Annotated in this window: 13 protein-coding genes; 11 read left to right on the forward strand and 2 right to left on the reverse strand. The window is 72.4% G+C overall.

Annotation, left to right across the window (positions count from 1 at the left end; translation table 11 throughout):
• Positions 1 to 375 precede the first annotated feature (375 nt).
• From ABT254_RS20830 to ABT254_RS20880, 11 genes are all read left to right on the forward strand, one after another.
• Positions 376 to 918 carry an RNA polymerase sigma factor gene (locus tag ABT254_RS20830; protein WP_351471939.1) on the forward strand — a complete coding sequence of 181 codons (543 nt, stop codon included), beginning with the start codon at positions 376 to 378 and terminating at the stop codon, positions 916 to 918.
• Positions 911 to 2926, forward strand: a complete 2016-nt coding sequence (locus ABT254_RS20835) for a SpoIIE family protein phosphatase (protein WP_351471942.1) — start codon at positions 911 to 913, stop codon at positions 2924 to 2926. Before ABT254_RS20830 ends, ABT254_RS20835 begins: the two co-directional genes overlap by 8 nt.
• A gap of 210 nt (positions 2927 to 3136) precedes the next feature.
• Positions 3137 to 3418 carry a hypothetical protein gene (locus ABT254_RS20840; RefSeq protein WP_351471945.1) on the forward strand — a complete coding sequence of 94 codons (282 nt, stop codon included), beginning with the start codon at positions 3137 to 3139 and terminating at the stop codon, positions 3416 to 3418.
• A 119-nt stretch (positions 3419 to 3537) separates the two neighbouring features.
• Entirely contained in the window at positions 3538 to 6471 is a 2934-nt protein-coding gene (locus ABT254_RS20845) for an alpha/beta fold hydrolase (protein WP_351471948.1), read from the forward strand.
• Between the two features lie 543 nt (positions 6472 to 7014).
• On the forward strand, positions 7015 to 7308 hold the full coding sequence (locus ABT254_RS20850; protein ID WP_351471951.1) for a hypothetical protein: 294 nt from the start codon (positions 7015 to 7017) through the stop codon (positions 7306 to 7308).
• A 143-nt stretch (positions 7309 to 7451) separates the two neighbouring features.
• Positions 7452 to 7778, forward strand: coding sequence for a hypothetical protein (locus ABT254_RS20855; protein WP_351471954.1), 327 nt, complete (start codon positions 7452 to 7454; stop codon positions 7776 to 7778).
• 40 nt (positions 7779 to 7818) lie between these two features.
• The gene (locus ABT254_RS20860; protein ID WP_351471957.1) at positions 7819 to 8436 is read left to right on the forward strand and encodes an RNA polymerase sigma factor; all 618 of its coding nucleotides are present in this window, start codon (positions 7819 to 7821) and stop codon (positions 8434 to 8436) included.
• Positions 8433 to 8984, forward strand: coding sequence for a hypothetical protein (locus ABT254_RS20865; RefSeq protein ID WP_351471960.1), 552 nt, complete (start codon positions 8433 to 8435; stop codon positions 8982 to 8984). Before ABT254_RS20860 ends, ABT254_RS20865 begins: the two co-directional genes overlap by 4 nt.
• 722 nt (positions 8985 to 9706) lie before the next feature.
• Positions 9707 to 11581, forward strand: a complete 1875-nt coding sequence (locus tag ABT254_RS20870) for an HAD family hydrolase (protein ID WP_351471963.1) — start codon at positions 9707 to 9709, stop codon at positions 11579 to 11581.
• A gap of 105 nt (positions 11582 to 11686) precedes the next feature.
• Entirely contained in the window at positions 11687 to 12157 is a 471-nt protein-coding gene (locus tag ABT254_RS20875) for a hypothetical protein (RefSeq protein ID WP_351471966.1), read from the forward strand.
• Between the two features lie 83 nt (positions 12158 to 12240).
• A complete protein-coding gene (locus ABT254_RS20880) occupies positions 12241 to 14673 on the forward strand; it encodes a tetratricopeptide repeat protein (RefSeq protein WP_351471969.1) in 2433 nt (810 codons plus the stop codon).
• Positions 14674 to 14729: 56 nt separating this feature from the next.
• On the opposite strand, the gene ABT254_RS20885 is transcribed toward ABT254_RS20880, so the two are convergent.
• A complete protein-coding gene (locus tag ABT254_RS20885; RefSeq protein WP_351471972.1) occupies positions 14730 to 16895 on the reverse strand; it encodes a tetratricopeptide repeat protein in 2166 nt (721 codons plus the stop codon).
• Between the two features lie 47 nt (positions 16896 to 16942).
• Entirely contained in the window at positions 16943 to 17461 is a 519-nt protein-coding gene (locus tag ABT254_RS20890; RefSeq protein WP_351471975.1) for a hypothetical protein, read from the reverse strand.
• Positions 17462 to 17859 lie beyond the last annotated feature (398 nt).

A 17859-nucleotide genomic window follows, 5' to 3' on the forward strand; every position in this document is an offset into this window, starting at 1 on the left:
GCGCCGTTGAGGGCGGCGGTGAGCACGGCCTGTTCGACGGCATCGGCGCGGGGGCGGGGCCGGCGGCGCAGAAAGGGGGTAAGCGGTTTGGGGTGCGGGGGCCTCTGTTAGGTCATCGGGATGATGGGGTGGCCGAGGAGGACGGACGGTGATCATGTGGTCGGCCGTGTGCGGAGCACTGGCGACGGCGAGCGGTGTCGGGCTGGCCGCAGTGGGGCGGGCTTTAGCTTTTCAGCTCCGCGAGCGCAGCCGGCGCACAACAATGACGGCTGTGCTGAGCCAAATGCCGCGGCGGGGCGGCAGCGTTGAGGTCACCGACGAGGACGGGATCACCTGGACGGTGCGCTCCGACGGATGCGAAGGGGACGGGGCGGGGTGAGCGAAGACGACTTCGACTCCCTCTACCGCACCTTCTACCGGGTGCTGTTGGCCAAGGCATTCCTGGCCGCGGGCGGCCGTCTTCAGGTGGCGGAGGACGCCGTGCAGGAGGCCTTCATGCAGTGCTGGCGGCGGATGAAAGACTCCTGCCAGCCGCCTGTGCAGCACTGGGGCGGATGGCTGTCGGTCACCGTGGTCCGCGAGGCGCTGCGGCGGCGCAACACGGAGATCCTTTTCGACCTCGGCCACCACGACCGCGCGCTCACCGTGCCTGACATGGCCGTGGAGGTCCACCTCAAGGAGGTCTACCGCAAAGCCTGCACCGAGATGGCACGCTTGAACGAACGGCCGCGCCAGGCGATGGCCTTGCGGTTCATCGCCGGGCTGAGTCCCGCAGAGGTCGCTGAGGAGATGGGCATCGCCCAGGCGACGGTGCGGGTACACATCGCCGAGGCCCGCCGGGCGCTGGAGCCGCTCCGCGTGGAACTTAGGCAGCTGGGCATCGTGAGCGACGAGATGGAGGGAGGAAGCCGTGGCTGAGACACCTGCCGACCTGACGGCCGCTGGACAGGCACCCCCCGGCGATGCCCCCCGCTCACCCCGGCGCGGCTCTCTCGGGCCCGCCGACGCGCCGCCCTCCCGGCCGGTACCGCCGCAGAACGACGACGAGGCTGCGCTGGCCTCGGTCACTCAGGCGTCCGAGACGGCCGTTGCCGAGGCGCTGTCCCCCTTGGTCGATGTCGAAGCCTCCCTGTCCGACCTCAAGGAAAAGATCGCGGCCCGCGCAGCAGGATCCCGGGTGCCGGGCGCGCCGCAGGGACGGCCGGCGCGGGATGAGGACCGGCTGCGGTTCGTGGGCGCCGCCACCCGGCGCATCGCCCGCGGCATGGACCTCGACGAGATCGTGCTGGGGCTGTGCCGGGCCGCCGTGCCGACATTCTGCGATGCGATCCTTGTCTATCTGCGCGACCCGCTGCCCGTGGGCGAGGAGCGGCCCGCCGACCAACTGCTGCTGCGTTTGCGGCGCACCGACCGGATGCCGACGCAGCGGGATGCCGCGGGCGGCTTCCCGCCCGCCCTGCCGCCAGAGCCGGCCGGGCTGCCACAACCCGACAGGCTGGGCAGCGAGGTGCGCGAGGTGGCGCCCGGCGGCGCCCTCGCCGAAGTCCTGCGTGGCGTCCGCCCGGTGTTCCCCGACACCCCCACGGCCCGCGCCGCCGTGGCCGAACTACTGTGCCCCAGCGGGGAGTTGGGGGTTGCACCGTCCCATGGGCGGCAGGCGATCCTCGCCCCGCTACGCGGCCGGCGCCGCGTGATCGGCGCCGCGCTGTTCCTGCGTGGTGTTCAGCGTCCTGCCTTCGAGCACGACGACCTGCTCGTGGCGGCCCAGCTCGCCACGCACAGCGCGCTGGGCATCGACAAAGCGGTCCTCTACGGCCGGGAGGCCTATATCGCCGACCAGTTGCAGCGCACCATGCTGCCGCAGACGCTGCCGCGCTCCGCCGGCGTGTACCTGGCCGCCCGCTACCTCCCGGCCGCCGAGACCTCCCACGTGGGCGGCGACTGGTACGACGCGATCCCGCTGCCCGGCAGCCGCGTCGCGCTGGTCGTCGGCGACGTCATGGGCCACTCCATGACCTCGGCGGCGATCATGGGCCAGCTGCGCACGACCGCCCAGACCCTCGCCGGGCTCGACCTGCCCCCCCAGGAGGTGCTGCACCACCTCGACGAACAGGCCCAACGTCTTGGCACCGACCGCATGGCCACCTGCCTGTACGCCGTCTACGACCCCGTCTCACACCGCGTTACCCTGGCCAACGCCGGCCATCCGCCGCCCATCCTGCTGCATCCCGGAGGGCGTGCCGAGGTGCTGCTGGTGCCGCCGGGCGCACCGATCGGCGTGGGCGGCGTCGACTTCGAGGCTGTCGAACTGGACGCGCCCGCCGGAGCAAGCCTGCTGCTCTACACCGATGGCCTGGTCGAGTCGCGGCTGCGGGACGTGTGGACCGGCATCGAGCAAGTGCGGGAGAAGCTCGCCGCCACCGCGCAGCTGACCGGCCCGGACCAACCGCCGCCGCTGGAGACCCTGTGCGATGAGGTGCTCGACCTGCTCGGCCCCGGCGACCGGGACGACGACATCGCCCTCCTCGCCGCCCGCTTCGACGGCATCGCCCCCGACGACGTCGCCTCCTGGAGCCTCGAAGCGCAGGACACCACCCCAGGCCGCGCCCGCAGGCTCGCCCGGCAGACCGTGGCCGAGTGGGGGCTTGCGGACCACAGCGAGGTGCTTGAGCTACTCGTCAGCGAGGTCGTCACCAACGCCGTGCGCCACACCTCCAGGTCGCTCAGCCTGCGACTGCTGCGCACCGACGTACTGAGGTGTGAAGTCGCCGATGATGCGTCGCAGTTGCCTCGGCTTCGCCATGCCGGGGCCACCGACGAGGGCGGGCGGGGACTGTATCTCGTCAACCGGCTGGCCCGGCGGTGGGGGGCCACGCGCCTGGGCGCGGGCAAGGTCGTCTGGTTCGAACTCAACATCCCCACGTGACACCATGACGCCCGATAGCCGCCCGGCCGCCCGCCCGCCCGGGTCGGGCGTCCGGGCGCGTCGAGCTGATGCCGTACCAGTACCGGCATAAGGCGGCTGGCGGCTTGCACTGCAGACGAGCGCGCCGCGTTGAAGGACGTCCTGGCTCGCTGTCCTGAACTGGATATCGCGGCCGACATATCCGCGGTTTCGGCGAGATCCTGGCCCAGCGTGGCGGCCACCGACCTGGAGACATCGCGGCTGCGGGCCTCGGCGGAGGTCGCCGCGGAGGCGGTCGCCGAGTTGCAGGGGCGTCTTGCCGACGCGCTGGCACTGGAAGCGCTGCGCCTCAATGAACGTGAGCGGGCTGCGCGGACGCTGATGGCGCTCTTTGAAAGCGGCCACCCCCGGCTCTGGGTTGACCCCACACCTGCTCAGTGGATCTCCCCACCCGTCTGGCACCTGGCCCGTGGAGGGGGTGGACGAAATGGTGGTTCGCGGGTGACGGAGTGATGTGGCGTTCTCCGGGCTGGCTTGCGGCTTCCTGGGTATTTTGTGCGGTTCCGCAGCAGTCGTCGGGGGGCGGCGGATAACGTGCGCAGTGCGTGAGAATGCGGAAGGGGAGCGCGCTGGTGGGGGACGGACAGTTAGGCGTGGTGCTGGTCCACGGGTTCAATTCCGGTCCGGAGACCTGGAGGCACGTGCAGGAGCGCATCGAGCAGGACCAGTCGCTGGGTGCCGTGCGGTTGCTGTCGTTTCGCTATGCGACAGGGTTCGTGAAGTGGGGTCCGCTGGGGATGCTCCGGGTGTTCCCGGAGATCAGCACCATCGCCGACAGCCTCAAGGAGTATCTGCGAACCGAGGGCGGCCCGTTCGATGATCTGGTGATCATCACCCACAGCATGGGCGGGCTGGTTGTGCAGCGGTATCTGGCGCGGATGCTCACCGATGGACACGGTTCGGAGCTGGCCCGGATCCGGCGGGTGGTGATGCTGGCCTGCCCCAACGACGGTTCGGAGCTGCTGCGCTCGCTGCGTCGCGCCGTCTTGGGACGCCGCGGCAGGAATCCGCAAGAGCGAGAGCTGCGGCCGCTGAACAAGGAGGTCGCCGAGACCCGGCGGGTCATCGTGAACCAGGTGCTGCGCGCAACCGCGATCACCGAGCGGACCTGCCCCGTCCCGTTCTTCGTCTACGCCGGGGAAAGCGATGGCATCGTGTCGGTGGAATCTGCCCGGTCCGTTTTCAGCGACGCCGCGGCTCTGCCGGGTGACCACTTCAGCATCCTCGAAGCCGTCACACCCGAGCACCGCACCTTCGCCACCCTGCGCCGCCACCTGCGCGAAACCGTCTCGGCCCGCAGCGGCACGGACCAGCCCCCCGGCAAGGCTCCCGACGGCCCGGCTCGTTGTGCCGGCCCGGCGGATGTGGTCCGGCCTCGCCAGGTGGGGGTGATCCCGCCGGGGGCGGGGGTGTTCCAGGACCGGGCGGAACGAGCGCGCTTGCGCCAGGCGATTGCCGGAGGGGGCACGGCCGTCCTCGGCCAGGCCGCAGCGGCTCAAGTTGTCCACGAGCCGGACCGTGGGCAGGTGCTGTCGGGGATGGGCGGGGTCGGCAAGACCCAGCTCGCCGCCGAGCATGCCCGTTCGGCGCTGACCGGTGGTGAGCTGGACCTGCTGGTGTGGGTGACCGCAGCTGACCGTACGTCCCTGGTGGCCGGTCTGGGCCGGGCCGGCATCGAGATTGCGGGCGCGCAGCCGGGCGACCTCCCGGCGGCGGCCGAAGCGTTCATGGCGTGGCTGGAGCCCAAAGCTGGACAGGAGGCGTACCGGTGGCTGGTCGTGCTGGACGACGTCTGCGACCCCGCCGACCTCGAAGGACTGTGGCCCCCCGTCAGCCCGCACGGGCGGACCCTGATCACGACCCGTCGCCGCGACGCGGCCTTCGCCCACGACGGCCGGACCCGCATCGACGTCGGTGTGTTCACCGAGGCTGAAGCCGTCTCCTACTTGGGTGCTGTGCTGGCTGTCCACGGTCGCAGTGAATCAGCAGAGCAGTTGGCCGCGTTGGCGGAGGATCTGGGGCGTCTCCCGCTAGCCCTGTCTCAAGCGGCCGCATTTATGGCGGATGCCGATATGGACGTCTCAGACTACCGGGTGTTGCTGGCCGACCGGACGAGTTCGCTTGCCGAGGCCAGCCCGCAGCCGCTGCCGCCCGGCCACACTCAAGAAATGGCCGCCGCCTGGGACTTGTCAATCAGGCGCGCTGGCCGGATGCGCCCGGCCGGGCTGGCTCCGCTGCTTCTCCATTTGGCCGCGTTCCTCGATCCGAACGGCATCCCCGCCGCTGTCCTGGCCACCTCGCCCGCCCTGACCTACCTGACCCAAGAGCGAGTCAGCTCCGCTGGCCTTCCCCTGTACGACCCCGCCTCCGCCGACGCCACGACGAGGGAGGTCACGGAGGGGGAGGTCACCGCAGGACTGCGGGTGCTGCACCGTTTGAGCCTGATCGACCACACCCCAGATGTGTCCCACCGTGAGGTTCGTATCCACGCCTTGATCCAGCGCGCCGTCCGCGACACCCTCACCACGGAGCAGTACCACAACGCAGCACGCACCGCTGCTGACGCCTTGACGGCGGCCTGGCCCGACGTCGAACGCGACACCGTCCTGGCCCAAACCCTGCGCGCAGGCGCCACCGTCCTCGCCACCCACGCCGAAGCCGCCCTCCACCAGCCCCGCGCCCACGACATCCTGCACCGCATCGGCCGCAGCTTCGGCGAATTCGGTCAAGTCACCGCCGCCGTCACGTACTACCAGTACTTGGCCGGCACTACTCGCCACCACCTCGGCCCCGACCATCCCGACACCCTCGCCGCCCGCCACAACCTAGCCCGCTCGCAAGGGGAATCGGGGGATGTGGCGGGAGCTGTGACGGCGTTTGCCAAGCTGCTGGATGACTATGTGCGGGTGCTGGGCCCCGACTCCCCTCCCACCCTCACCGCCCGCCACGACGCGGCCTTTTGGCGGGGGGAGGCGGGGGATGCAGACGGAGCTGTGACGGCGTTTGCCGAGCTGCTGGATGATCAGCTGCGGGTACTGGGCCCCGACCACCCCGACGCCCTCCTCACCCGCCACAACCTGGCCTACTCGCGAGGCCGCGCGGGGGATGCGGAGGGAGCTGTGACGGCGTTTGCCGAGCTGCTGGATGATCGGCTGCGGGTACTAGGCCCCGACCACCCCCACACCCTCGCCGCCCGCCACAACCTGGCCTACTCGCGAGGCAGCGCGGGGGATGCGGAGGGAGCTGCGACGGCGTTTGCCGAGCTGCTGGATGACTATGTGCGGGTGCTGGGCCCCGACCACCCCCACACACTCGCCGCCCGCCACAACCTGGCCGGCTCGCAAGGGGAAGCGGGGGATGTGGCGGGAGCTGTGACGGCGTTTGCCGAGCTGCTGGACGATCGGCTGCGGGTGCTGGGCCCCGACCACCCCCACACCCGGAAGGCCCGCGAGGCCCTGGCACAGTGGCGGGAACGCAGCGGCGAGGGCGTGGACACCAACGGCTGACGGCGCCCTCTCATCCCGGGAGGCCATCGGCTTCACGGCCGTAGAAGAGCAGCCACCCCACTGCCAATACCCCAGGTCAACAAATTCGGCGGTGTCCCTGGACAGACGCCATAAGGAAGGGGCCGCCCGACAGCCGGCCGGGTCCAGGAGCGGGACGGAGCGTCCAACGTGGCCGAAGGCCAGGGTGCAGGGTCGCCGAGGCGCCCTTGACCGACCAGTACGGCCCGCACGTTCCATAACCGGGCCGCTCCGGCCGACGCGCGCACCGCTTGCTGAAACCCCACTCCGTTGAGCGCTGGACCGAGTGGGGCGACGAGCGGCACTGGCCGATTTCAGAGATCCCCATCAACGCCGACCCCGGTCTTGTGGGGTTGGGATGCGGGCCGGTGGCTGGCGCTGGTCAGCATCGTGGTGGCGCTGCTGGGATCCCTCTACACATGGATCGTCCTGCCCTAGAACCAGCCCGCAACGACTCCCCGTCAGGGTCGGCTGGCAGTCAAGGACGTTGCCTGATTCGCCGCCGGCCTGCGCCGGTAGCTCGGTGTGCCCGTCGACACCAGCCGCACCTCGAGCCCGCGGGACAGTCTTCGCTCCGGCCGGAAGACGGGCTCCATCCGCGGCTTCCTCGTGCTGATGCTCGCCTGGTTCAGCGCCCTGCTCGCCTATGTGGTGTGGCGGAAGGGGGCGGGCATCGCGACCGCCGTCTGCCTGCCGATCGGGCTGATCATTCTGGTTGGATCCGCGTGGCGAACACTGCTCATCGCCCGCCTGTGGCGGTGCGCCGCAGGCGGCCGACTCCCTCTGGTGTTTGATGGCCTTCCTCGCCGAGGCGCATGAGCGGCGACTGCTACGGCAGGCGGGCGCCGTCTACCCGCTCCGGCACGCGTGGTTGCAGCAGCAACTCGCGCCGGACCGTGCCGTGGAGGGCACCTGACCGGATCAGGATCACCATCCCGCCGGACACCGCCTTCCTGGAGGGCGTGGAGATCTTCGCCCGCTACATACCCGACAGCGGCTCCGGCGCGCTGACCCCGACCGGCCGGCTGGAGAGCGAGGATGACCGGTTCGCCGCCCGCACCCCGCACTGCGTAGTGATCGTCACCTGGCGCGATCGTCAACTGCGGGCCGCCTTGGGGAGTTCACCGCATACCGGTGAGCCGGCGTGCGTGGTGGATGGGCGCCTTTTTTGCGCTCGCCGGCGGGTGGTGGGCGGCGTCGGGGCGCTGGCCTGCGGGTGTAAAGGTTCGAGCGGCTCGTTCGTCTCTTTAGTGTCATGGGGTCTCAACGGCCCCGCCAGGAACTGCTAGGACAGGCGTCAGTGATCACCCATTGTCTTGGTACGGGCCCATGAGGGTCAGCCGCGGGCCGGGCGCCCGCCGCAGCGGACCGAAGCTGTTGTTCGAGGAGTACTACAGACGGCACTGGGACCAGTGTGTCGGCTACGTGGCCAAGGCTTTCCGCCTGGGCCATGAAGATGCCCAGGATGTCGCGCAGACGGCGTTCACCGAGGTGCGCGAGATCTGGGACGCGCACCCCTATCCGGAGCGGGCGCTGTGGCGGCGGCTTGGCCAGCGGGCCGTGGACGAAGTGCGCCGGCAGGGCCGGCTGCGGGAGACGTTCACCTCGCAGCTGGCCCTCGAGGGGATGGTCATCGAGGTGGCGGACGGTTCGTTCTTCGCCGATCCGGCGGCGTATTTCGAGTCGTCGGAGACGATGCAGCGACTGAACGGGCTGCTGATGCTGCTGACGCCCGAGGAACGGGCGGTGGTACGCATGGCGGCGGTGGGGATAAACGGCCGGGAGCGGGCGGGGGCGTTGGACAAGTCGTACGGGGCACAGGCGGTGTTGTTGTGCCGGGCCCGCAAGAAGCTTGAGCGGATCATGAATGACGGCCGTGTGGACCTTCCAGACCTGCCCCGCCAGCACCGCGCCGGCCAGACGTCGGGAAGGGAGGCACGGGCATGAGCAGTACATCGGAGCACACCCCGGGCCCTGGGTCGGCCGGTAGGGCGCCTCAGGCGCCCGGCCGGGTCGATCTGGTCTTTATCGAACCGGCGCACCGTTCCTATGCCGATTTCTGCAGCGACCTGCAGTTCTTTTTGACGGCGCCTATCCCGGGACATGCGACGGGGGGCGAGGAGATGGCCGAGCGGCTGCGCCGGATCAACGGCACTGCCGTGTGCCTGCCCCGGCGGGTGCGGGTCTGGGCGCACCTGTATGGGTGGCTTGCGGCGGCCTGGCAGGTGCTCGTGCGCGCGGGGCGACGGGCGCGGGCGGCGTGCTGGTGTGCGGGGATGACGGCCTGCGCCATGCTCGCCTTCTACCTGGTACGCACGGACAGGAGCGTCATGGTCTCCCTGATCGCCTCCGTGGTGGTGCTGGCCGTCTTCAGCGCGGGGGCCACGGCGCTGGCCGCCGATCAGGAGAAGGTGGCCAAGGCGCGCTTGCGGCAGCAGGCCGAGGCCGAGCGCCCGGACGCGCCGGCGGATCAGGTGGAATCAGGCCGGCACTGACACGGGCCGCACCGCTCGTGGCTTCGTCGGCTGGCCCGGTGCGCGCATCCGGCCGGCGGTGCAGGAGGTCCCTTCCCGGGCCGGGCACCCGCCCGGCCCGGCGGGGGGCGCGGGGGTTCGCGGGGGCGGGACCGGGCGCCTGCCGGGCCCGCCGGTGGGGGGGTAAGGGGGGTGGTGGGCTGGGGTTTTGGGGGTGGGCCGGTGGTAAACGGGGTGGTGGTGGGGCGTGAGTAGGGTGGCGTGTGTTCTTTCCCTTTGCCGGGTTGGTGGGCCGCGGCCGCGTCGACCGACGCGGGAGGGGAGGGATGAGAGATGGCATCACGTCCTCCGACGGGTCCGGTGGATCCGAAGGAGGGTGATCAACACACCTGAGGGGACGTATGTTCCTCCAGCTGGCTGCCGGTGGGCAGCCAGACGGCCTTCCCGTGGCAGACGGGAAGGGCGCTGGTGTGGCGGTCGCCGCTCTGGGCGGGAGGTCTCGCATCCTGTGCTTGACGGGCTGGGGTGCGGGGCCTCCTTGCTGTGCGGCCACTACCCGCCGGGCGGCCGCAGGCCGACGGCGGGCGGCTTTCACTGTGGCGGCCGCCGGGGCGCAGCCACCCCTCCATCTGTCCCAGATTCACAGCATGGCTGGTCAAGGCCGGTGTGAGCGCGGAAAGTTCGCGCCTTCCGGGACGTGAAGGTGCTCCTAAAATGTACCCTGCGGGCGGGGGTGGTCGGTGGTGGCGCGGGGACTGGGCGTGTTCTTCGACGGCGGCAGGCTGCGCACCGCCCGCCTGCAGGCCGACGGCGGACGGGGGATGAGCGCGGCCGAGCTGGGGCGTCGGGTGGGGGCGGGCAAGGCGCAGATCCTCGCCTACGAACACGGCCGCTATGCGCCCGATCCGCCCCGTCTCGCCGCCCTCGCACAGCAACTCGGCCTGACACCGCTTGAGTTGGCCGACACCCGCGACATCGGGCGGTGGACACTGGCGGACCTGCGCCGGGCCAGCGGTCTGCGCGCCAGCGATCTGACCCGGCAGCTGAGGATCGCACCGCGCAGCTATCGGCGGCTGGAGAGCGAGGGACTGGTCGCCGCCCGCAGCTACCACCTGGTCTTCCAGGTCGCCGCCCATCTGGGCGTGTCGGCCACGCAGTTGGAGAGTCATCTGGCGCAGGTGCCCGCTGTCCTGGCCCGGCTCGAACACTCGGGCCGGCTGCTGGCCGTGCTGCGGGAACGCTATGGCGCGCCGGGCCGCCTGGCCCAGCCGACCTCGGACGATGCCGAGATCGCCGAGCTGGCCGGCCTGTATGGGCGGCCGGCGTCGGTGGTGGCCCGGCTGGTGGCCTGCGAGATCACACGCCTGCGCGGCGTGCAGCGGCGCCGGGCCGCGCTGGCGGCGGTGGCCGACTTCGGGGCCTCGGCGGCGGAACAGGCCGCCGCCCGCGCCCAGCAGGACAGCGAGACGGCCCGCCTCGAGGAGCTCACCGCGTCGCTGCCGGGCCGGCTGGAGGCCTTCTTACGCTGCCTGCTGCCCGCCGACGTGTGGCGCGCGCTGGCGCTGCTGCACACCGTGCGCGCCTTCGGCCTGTGGCTGACCCCCCAGCAGCTGGGCCTGGCCCAGGCGGCCGTCGCCGCCATCCCGCCCTCGTTGCTGCACACCTCCACCGGCGGCGTGGGGCAGCTGCCCGGCTATCAGATCGCGGCTGCCGGATCCGAGCACTGCGAGACCTACCGGCCCTGGTACGACGCCCTCTACCCGGCCGTCAAAACCCTCCTTCAGGCAAGAGAGTCCCAGATCCAGGGGCACGTGCCCGGCGCCGAACTGCAGCAGCACTTCCGGCGGGCGCACACCGTGTTGTTCAGCTTCGACGGACTGTTGTGCCGCCTGTTCGGCGCCGGCCTGCACACCGTCTCCGAGCAGCTGCTGCACACCGCCCACCAGCTGCAGCTGCCGGTCGGCCCGCACACCCCCACGGACCCGGTGGGCATGCTGCGCCAGCTGGTACGCCCCGCCTCACGCCGGCAGATCCGCCGCCTGGACCACGCCCTGACCCGGTGGGAGGTTCAGGCGGCCGACCACGCCGAACCCCTGCCCGGGGTGGTGCAGTTGCTGCGGGTGCTGACGGCCGGTCACTGGCGTCTGGCGGTGGCCACCGATCACGCCGGCGCCGCCGTCGAGGCATTCCTGGGCCGGCTCGCGCCGTCGGTCGGCGCCGACCGCATCCAGGTCTTCGGCCGGCCGGCCGACCCCCGCCTGATGAAACCCCACCCCCACACCATCACCCTGGCGACCGACACCCTCGGCGGCCCACGCACGCGCACCCTCCTGATCGGAGAGTCCGTCGCCGACGCACTCGCCGCCCAAGCCGCCGGCATCCAGTTCATCGCCCTGGCCACCACCCTCCGCAAGGCTCGCCTGCTCAAAGAGGCCGGCGCCACCATCACTGTCGGCTCCTTGCGCGACATCACTGCCGTGGTGCGCTCCTTGACCCCTCCATCCGCCCGTCGGCCACGCCGGTCGACGGATCCGCTCACCCCCTACGGCCGCGCGCTCGATGGGCCAGCCGAGGGTCACCGTGGCCTGGAGGGGCTGGATTCAACCAGTGGCCCCTAACCGGGCCCGGACGCCTCCGTGTGAGGCGGGCGTGGCGGCAAGAGGATGCCCGCGCGGGACAGGGGGCGCTACCGTCGAGACAGGCGATGAAGGGGGAGGTCGGGGATGCTTGATCCGGCATTGATCGCGCTGGCCGCGTCGGGGGGCACCGCCGTGGTGACGGCGGCCGGGACGGATGCCTGGGCGGCGCTGCGCCAGGCGATGGCGCGCTGGCTGGGCCGGGGCGATCCACAGCGAGAGCGGGCCGAACAGGAGCGCCTGGAGCAGACCATGGTCCTCGTGCAGGCCGCCCACGCGGACCAGGCACAGCGGGTCCAGGCCCTGCAGGAAGGCGCCTGGCAGACGCGCATCGAGAGCGTGCTGGAAGGCCTGGAAGGCAGCGCGCGGGCGCAGGCAGCCGAAGAGCTGCGTGGCCTGCTGGCGCAGCATGCTGGGCCGGGTGCGCTCGCTGGGCCGGGCGGGCTGGCTGCGGGCCAGGTCGACATCCGCGCGGAGCACGGATCGATCGCCGCCGGTGTGCTTCATGGAGGTGCACACATCGCCCACCCTCGGATGCCGGATCCGCCCCAGGGCTGAACGGACCGGCCGCCATCAGCCCACCCTCGCCCGGCACGCTCCCGGCCGGCAGCAGTGTCAGTGCCCGCGGCGGCAGCCTCGCCGTGGGATACGTGGCCGACGGCGGCCAGGTCGCCTACCACGCCGCGCCCCGGCCTGCGGTGACGTGGCCGCACCAGGTCGGAGTACTGCCCCGGCAGGCTGACTCCCTCCAAGACCGTGCTGCCGCCGCCCAGTTGGAGCAGACGCCCATGGCACAGCCGGGCGGGGCCACGATGGCCGGGCAGGTGCTGGCCGGCCTGGGCGGGGTCGGCAAGACCCAGCTCGCCGCCCGGCATGCCCGCACCTTGTGGCGGGCCGGAGCGGTGGACTTGCTGGTGTGGATCACTGCCTCGACTCGGGCCGCGATCGTGGATGCGTACACCCAGGCCGCCGCCGAGATCCTCGACGCTGATCCTGCTGCCCCGGAGCATGCGGCGCGGGCGTTTTTGGCATGGCTGGAGCCCAAGCCTGGGCCTTTCAGCCGGCGTTGGCTGGTGGTGCTGGACGACCTCGCCGACCCCGCCGACCTGCGCGGTCTGTGGCCGCCCGCCAGCCCGCACGGCCATACCCTCATCACCACCCGCCGCCGCGAAGCCGCCCTGACCGGCAGCGGCCGCACGCTCATCGAGGTCGGCGTCTTCACCCCCGGCGAGGCCATCGCCTATCTCACGACGGCGCTGGCCACCCACGGCCGCACCGAGTGCGAGGACGAGTTGGCCGCCCTCGCCGACGAACTCGGCCGCCTGCCCCTGGCACTGTCCCAGGCCGTCGCCTACCTCATCGACACCGGCTTGGACAGCGCCACTTACCGCGCCCGGCTGGCCGATCAGCAACGCATCCTGACCGAGCTGCTGCCCGACCCATCCGGCCTGCCCGACGACCACGACGCTCCGGTCGCTGCCACCTGGGCGCTGTCCGTGCAACGCGCCGACCAGCTTGTCCCGGCCGGCCTGGCACGGCCCATGCTGGAACTCCTCGCGATGCTCGACCCGAACGGCATCCCGGGCCCCCTGCTGGCCGGGCCCCCCGCCCTGGCCTACCTCACCGACCACCGAAACCACGCCGCCGGGCGGGCCGATGCTCGGTCCGTTCCCGCCGACGAGGCACTGCGGGCCCTGCGCGTTCTGCATCGGCTGAGCCTGATCGAGCATGCCCCACAGAGCGTGCCCGCCGCGGTCCGCATCCATCGGCTCGTCCAGCGGACCACCCGCGATACGCTCACCCCCGAGCGCCGCGAGCGCCTCGTACGCGCCACCGCCGACGCCCTTGTCCAGGCATGGCCCGACATCGAGCACGACACCGCCCTCGCCCAGGCTCTGCGCGCCAACAGCGACGCTCTCGCCGCCCACTCCGCCCCCACGCTGTGGCAGTCCGGCAACCACGGCGTGCTCTACCGGGCCGCCCTAAGCCTCGGCCAGGCCGGCCAGCTTCATGCCGCCGCACACCGCTGGCAAGACCTCCACACCGCTGCCCAGCATTACCTCGGGCGGAACCACCCCGCCACGTTCAGGGCGCGCCACCGGCTCGCCCACTGGCAAGGCGAGGCTGGTGATGCGGCGGGTGCGGTGGCCGCGTTCGCCGAGCTGCTGGCCGACGAGGAGCGCGTGTTGGGCTCCGAGCACCCCCACACCCTCGCCGTCCGAAATCAGCTTGCCTACTGGCGGGGAAGGGCGGGTGATGCGGCGGGTGCGGTGGCCGCGTTCGCCAAGCTGCTGGAGGATCGGGTGCGGGTCTCGGGCAGAGATCACCCTGACACGCTGACTGCACGCCACAATCTGGCCTACTGGCGGGGAGCAGCCGGTGATGCGGCGGGTGCGGTGGCCGCGTTCGCCGAGCTGCTGGCCGACGAGGAGCGCGTGTTGGGCCCCGAGCACCCCCACACCCTCTCGGCCCGGCACCAACTCGCCCAGTGGCAGGAGGCAGTGGACGGTGTGCCGGCCGATGCGGCCGACCTCTCGGCCCTGCTGGCCACCCAGCAAACGGTGCTGGGGCACCACCATCCTGACACGCTCGCCACCCGGCATCGGCTCGCCGATCAGCAGGGTGTAGCCGGTGATGCGGCCGGCGCGGCGGCCGCCTTCGCCGACTTGCTGGACGATCGGGTCCGGGCGCTGGGCTGCGACCACCCCGACACGCTGACCGCCCGACATCAGCTGGCCTACTGGCAGGGCGCAGCAGGGGACGTTTCCGCCTCCACCCACACCTTCGGAGAACTGCTGGAAGACCGGATACGCATCCTGGGACCGGATCACCCCGACACGCTCGCCACCCGGCATAACCTCCTGTACTGGCTGGGCGAGTCAGTCCTTGCCGGCGCCGACATGGACCTCGACATCACTATGAGCGTCGCAGACGCGTTCGCCGAGTTGCTGGCCGACGAGGAACGCGTGTTGGGTCCGGACCATCCGCAGGCCCTCGACACAGCACACCACCTTGCCAGCCTGCGACTCAGCGCCGAGGAAAGACAACAGGCGGGCGGGCAGGTTGCCACATAGGCCGCCGCAAGCCCTCACGGGCACCGCGCTGGCGCAGGGCACCTCCTTGCCCCGGCTCACGGAGCCGGGTTGCCCCAGGTGGCCAGGGTGTGGGTCATGCGGCGGGTGTCGGGGTGGGTCTCGCCCAGGGTGCGGCGAGCGGTGTCGACGGCGTCCTGGAGCAGGACGCGCGCCCGCTGCCTCTCGCCCCGCTCGTGCAGGAGGCGGGCGAGCCGGTCCTGGGTGGACAGGGTGTGCGGGTGGGCGGGTCCCAGGATGCGGGTGCGGGCGGTGAGGGTGGCGTCCAGCTCCTGGTGTGCGGCGGCCACCTCGCCGAGGTCGTGGAGCAGGCAGGCCAGGTTGTGCCGGGTGGTCAGGGTGCGCGGGTGGAGCCGGCCCAGGGTGTGCAGGCGCAGGGCCAGGAGGGTCTCGTAGGCGTGACGGGCCTGGCTGTGATGGCCTTGGTGGTGCAGGACGCGGGCGAGTTCGTGCCGGGCGGCCAGGGTGTGGGCGTGCTGGGCGCCCTGCCCGCGGTGCCGGGCGTCGAGGACCTGCTCGAGCAGGGTGCGTGCCCCGGCCCAGTCGCCCATGTCGTGCAGGACGCGGGCGAGTTCGTGTGCTGCGGTGAGGGTGTCGGGATGCTCCTCGCCCTGCAGGCGGCTGCGGGTGGTGTGGACGTGGCGGTAGGCGGTACGGGCCGGCTCCAGCCGGCCCAGATCGTGCAGGGCGCCGGCGAGGTTGTGGTGGGCGGAGAGGGTGTCGGGATGATCCTCGCCCAGCAGGCGGCGCCGCGCCGCCAGCACGCCTTCCAGGTGGAGGCAGGCCTGGTCGAACATGCCCTGGGACTGCAGGTAGCGGGCGCCGAGTTCGGCGAGCTCCGTCCCGGCCAGCCGCACCGCATCGGCCACGTCAGCGCCGACGTGGGCGTGGTGGGCCAGCTCCAGGGCGTGCGGGGCGAGCAGCTGCCAGGCCGGCCAGGTGGCCGGCTCCTCCGGCACCTGCATCCCCTCCCGGCAGGCGGCGGCGTGCAGCAGGCGCAGCGCGGCGACGGGGTCGGCCGGCCGCCGGCTGACATCCCTGATCAGCGGATGCAGCCGCACCACCGGCACACCCGGCCGGCCGGGTTCGGGGCCATCCAGCTCCAGCAGGCCCAGGGCGGCCAGCTCCGTGAGCGTGTGCCAGATCTGGCGGCCATCGAGCGCCTCCAGACCGGCCACCGCGCCGGCGAGGGCCTCGGGGCGCAGCAGCAGGGTGTGCGGCAGTGGAGCATCCGCGAACGAGGCCAGCACCTCAAGCAGCCGGCCCGCCCAGGCCAGGCCGCGCCGCTCGAGCACCTTCAGGGCCAGTTGCCGGGTGCGGGCCACCACCCGCAACGCCTCCACCGGGCCGTGGCCGTCCTGCACCGCGCGCCGCAAGCCGGCGAAGTCCACCGGAGCCTGTGGGGTGCGATAGGCCGCCGGCATGGCGCTCACCTCGGCCAGATAGGTTCCGCACAGATGCAGCGCCAGCGGCAGCCCGCCCAGCCGCACCGCCAGCGCCCTGGCCTGTCCCACCTCGCCCGCCCCTGGCCCGGTGCGATCCAGCAGCACGCGCGCGGCATCGCTCGGCGCCAGCGGGCGGATGGGGTGCATGACGGCCCGCGCCCCCCACACGGTGGGGGCGCCGTGCCGGCTGGTGACGATGACCAGCCCACCGGCCGCCAGGTGCGGGCGCAGCCATCCGGTGCCCGAGATGAGCCGGCCCGGCCCGTCCAGCCAGGCGGGATCGTCCACCCCGTCCAGCACCAGCACCCAGCCCGCCGTCAGGTGGGCGAGCCGGCGCCACAGCGCATCCGCCATGTCCTCGGCGCGGATGTCGCGGGCGCGCAGGCCCGCCTGACGGGCCACCACCCGCAACCCCGCCTCCACCGCCGCGGCGTCCCTGGCATCGATCCACCACACCGGCGCGGCCGGGCCCGTCTGCCGTTCGAGGTGGCGGTGGATGACCTCCAGCACCGCGGCCGTCTTGCCGCCCCCGCCCAGCCCGTGTACGACCTGCAGCCGGCCCCGCCCCCCGCCCGGGCACAACCCCAGCAGCGCCTCGACCACCACCTCGCGCCCGCGCAGCGGATAGCGCGGGTCGCGCTCACCCAGCGGCGGCGCCAGCGTCACCGCCCCACCACCGTGCTGCGGCAGGCCTGCCGCCAGCACGAGCTGTTCCACCAGCACCTGGCCGGCCGCCCATCCGCCGTGCTGCGCCACCACCGCCCGCCCCCCTTGCGCCGGGCCGGCCGGCCCGGCTACGGGCGCGGCTAAAAGCCCCGGCTCGGCCGCGGTGGAGGCGGCTGCTGCGGGTCGCCGGCCGTCGGGAAAGGGGACAGGTGGATGCCGCCCTCCACCCGCACCACCGCCCCGGCCACCGACTGCTGGGAGGCCTGCACCGACACCTCACCGCCGGCCGCCACACCCCCTTCACCCGCCCGCACCACCCGCCCCGCCGCGTGGGGGTGCGCGTCGGCCACCAGCCGCCGCAACTCATCCGCCGCCGCGGCCTGTTCCGGCCCCGCCAGCGTCTCCAGAAACAACTCCAGCCGGGTCTGCCAGGCACTCTCCCAGCGCACCACCTGCGCACGGTCCGCAGCACTGTCGCCGCTCAAGGCACGCCCGGTCTGATCCAGCCGGTCCAATTCCCTCGCCTCACGCCCCACATCGCCCCCACCGAGCAGACGGGCCACCCGCTCGCGCACCATCGCCCACGCGTCCGTGCCCGCGCACTGCACCACCGCCGTGCCCCCGGCAGCGGCCAGCGCCGCCAACGACTCCGCCAACATCCATCCCCCGATGCCCCGTTGACCCCCGACCGGCCCGCACGCCGCACACCGGGCGGGTCCTGATACCGACAGCGTTCCCGCCACCGGGCACCCCGCCACCGCCCGCGGCCAGGTTGGCTCAATCACCGCCCGCCCGCCGCACCCCACCACCCGCCGGCCGGCACGAGTGCGCCCGGCCGCCTGCCACCGGGGCACGCCGGGGCGCCACCCGGGCGCGATAAACGCTCCCGCAGGCCGGGCTGTGTAGCGTCCGGGCCCAGAAACAACACCGATGCCTGCGTTCCTGGTCCACCCGCCCCCGACTGCCCGGGGCGGGCCTGTCCCCAAAGAGGAGGGATCCTTGCCGATCCGTCCCAAGCTCGTCCGCACCGGCCCAAGCACGCCTGCCCAAGCCCGCC

The organism is Streptomyces sp. NPDC001137 (genome assembly GCF_040298885.1).
Lineage (GTDB): Bacteria > Actinomycetota > Actinomycetes > Streptomycetales > Streptomycetaceae > Streptomyces.

Bases quoted from the DNA above. Each gene is read 5' to 3' on its own strand.
- ABT254_RS20865 (WP_351471960.1), top strand. From the start codon at position 8,433: ATGAGCAGTACATCGGAGCACACCCCGGGCCCTGGGTCGGCCGGTAGG.
- ABT254_RS20860 (WP_351471957.1), top strand. From the start codon at position 7,819: ATGAGGGTCAGCCGCGGGCCGGGCGCCCGCCGCAGCGGACCGAAGCTG.
- ABT254_RS20890 (WP_351471975.1), bottom strand. From the start codon at position 17,461: ATGTTGGCGGAGTCGTTGGCGGCGCTGGCCGCTGCCGGGGGCACGGCG.
- ABT254_RS20875 (WP_351471966.1), top strand. From the start codon at position 11,687: ATGCTTGATCCGGCATTGATCGCGCTGGCCGCGTCGGGGGGCACCGCC.